This is a genomic window from Rothia sp. HMSC036D11 (assembly GCF_001814205.1).
Classification (GTDB): Bacteria; Actinomycetota; Actinomycetes; order Actinomycetales; family Micrococcaceae; genus Rothia; species Rothia dentocariosa.
Window position 1 is genome coordinate 680 of sequence record NZ_KV815310.1, and the last position, 2,584, is coordinate 3,263.

General features: G+C 41.9%; 3 protein-coding genes. All 3 read left to right on the forward strand.

The window, feature by feature from the left end; genetic code table 11:
* Positions 1 to 670 precede the first annotated feature (670 nt).
* Complete coding sequence (locus HMPREF2958_RS07245) at positions 671 to 1,333, forward strand: hypothetical protein (RefSeq protein WP_070697537.1); 663 nt, start codon at positions 671 to 673, stop codon at positions 1,331 to 1,333.
* A 40-nt stretch (positions 1,334 to 1,373) separates the two neighbouring features.
* Positions 1,374 to 2,036 carry a hypothetical protein gene (locus HMPREF2958_RS07250; RefSeq protein ID WP_070697538.1) on the forward strand — a complete coding sequence of 221 codons (663 nt, stop codon included), beginning with the start codon at positions 1,374 to 1,376 and terminating at the stop codon, positions 2,034 to 2,036.
* 46 nt (positions 2,037 to 2,082) lie between these two features.
* The coding region (locus HMPREF2958_RS07255) for a hypothetical protein (protein WP_070697539.1) at positions 2,083 to 2,584 on the forward strand (502 nt) is incomplete at its 3' end.

Here is a 2,584-nt window from a genome sequence, read left to right on the forward strand (position 1 = left end):
GAGCACTTCCTATACCGGAGGGAACAGCTAACAAGACACTGATAGCCAAGGAGTAACCAATTTATGGGTTATTACGACGATGGGCGAGCAATAGCTTCTTCCCAGTTGTGTATGTGAAGAATAAGGATGAGGTTTTGGAGAGCTGGAAATATGAGAGTAAGTAATACCAGGGGTTCTCATTTTTGGCTCTTTAACCGGATTTTACAATATTTATTCACGTGGAGCTCTCTTCAGGTAAATTAGTGGAGATAATCTCGACTGGTTCCTGCAGTTTTGATCTGTTGCAGGGGCCAGTGTTTTTGTATTTTAAACTTATTAGTCGTGTTTAAGTGTTGAGTAGTTATGTGTTGTTTGTTATCTCAAGGTTGAGGGTGATCCTATTGTTGGTGCTAATGAGGGTAGGAATGTTGACAATATTCCAGAGGAGGGTGAAGGTATAGGAAATATTTTACCGACAGCTGATGTTAAAGGAGGCAATATAACCTACACCGAAATGGATTTTATGCCTCGACGACCCAGAATAGATAAAGATGGTAAAGTAATTCTCAAGGCTGATGGGGAGCCTGAAATGACACGAGGTACTGAACGCCTGTTAATAGGTAGTAATGGAATTATTTACCTTACTTTAGATCATTATTATACATTTATTCTACTAATAGACTAGCGAGAAATGATGATTTATGCATCAAAATATCCTGACTTCTTTAAAGCTCCTCTCTTTATTCGTGAGAGTGGATATTGGCAGAATCATATGGTGCCTTATCTTGAGGTAGAAGGTTGGGCTGTTATTGTTGTTGATTGTGCAGGTGTGACTTCTATACAAGAGTTTGCTTATCGTCTTGTGGAAAGTATCGACAACGGTTATTCGTATCCTGAAGGGTTTAATCTGCGTTGGGCTTCCGAAGAAGCCTGCCTCATCAGGAACAGGGATATGCGTCAAGGACTCTTTATTTTGTATAAAAACTTTGAGGATATTCTGGTACTCGATAATAGGAAGTTAACTGCATGTGTCAACATTATAGAAACTATGGATGAATATTATAGTGTTCGCCCATCATTTGGTAACGGTCTATACCAGGTTCTCTTTGGGTATGGGTTTGAAATTTCACAAGAGAGTCTACCTCAAGTGAAAGAATTTTTTGAAGATAATATTGTTGTTGCTGCGAGTGATGTTAAATATCCGTGGGATGGTGCAGAGAAATTTAAAAAAACATTCTTTCCCAATGGTTTCCCGGATCCTCGTTATGAGGATGGATCATGGGTTATGGATCCTGATGAGTACCCGGAAAGTACTTCCTACGTTGGAGATAATGAAGAAGACTTGTCTAAGTAAAACTTTATATATCTTCCACTAAAAATTCGAAGAGAAAAAGATGAGTTACACGCTTAACGGAACTGTAGAGTTCATTGCTCCTTTGTTTATCCGTGAGGATGGATACTGGGAGAACCATATGCTGCCCTATCTGGAAGCGGAGGGGTGGAAGGTTATTGTTGTTGACTGTGCCGGTGTAAAAACCACACTAGATTTTGCATACCGTCTGGTTGAGAGTATTGAGAGTATCTATGCTATTCCGGATGATTTTAACCTGCGCTGGGCTTCGGAAGATGCCTGCCTGATTAACTGGTTTGATATGCGTCAAGGACTTTTTGTGCTGTACACGAATTTTGAGGACCTTTTCGTGATGGATGACGAGGACGTGAGCCTATGCGTAAATATTATTGAACAGATGGACACACGTTATACAGTACGCCCGATCCATGGTAGTGGTCTTTACCAAGTTCTTTTTGGGTGGGGATTCGAAATCTCGCAGGAGAGTGTGCCTCGTGTAAAAGAGTTTTTCAACGGCAAGGTTGTGTTCGCCATGGACGGGGTCAAATATCCTTGGTCACGGGTGGAAAGGTTTAAGAAAGTGTTTTTTCCTCAGGGTTTTCCTGACCCGTTGTATGAGGATGGGGAGTGGATTGATGATCCTGATGAGTACCCTGAGAGCACCACCTATACCGGCGGCAGTGGTGAGGAAGGTTCTTCTGAATAATACAAGTTAGTTTTCTCGTCGAGTTGCGCTCCAAAAGAGGTAGAAAATGGCTTATAGACAAGCAGGGTCTTCTAAAAAATTCATCGCGCCTTTGTTTCTTGCAGAAGATCGATACTGGGAAGATTATATGCGCCCTTACCTCGAGAAAGAAGGATGGTGCGTTGTGGAGGTCGATTGCGCAGGAGTGCAAGGTACTAGGGATTTTGGGTATCGACTTATGGAAGCGATTCGACTTAATTGGGAGAATGAAATTAGTGGTGAATTTGACTCATACTGGGCTGAAGAACTTGCTACTGAAATCGACTGGCTAGATATGCGCCAAGGACTGTTTGTTTATCTTAAACATTTTGAAGATGTTCTAAAGATGGCCGATTATCTTGGGGCTGACAGTTATGCGAACTATGTAGTACGTCTCATTGATTCGATGCAGCTTCATTACCCTATGCGGCCTGCCGGTCATGAAGGGTATGAGGTTCTTTTTGGGTACGGGTTTGAGGTGTCGAAAGATTTTCTCCCTCGCGTTGAGGAGTATTTTGAAGGTCATCAGA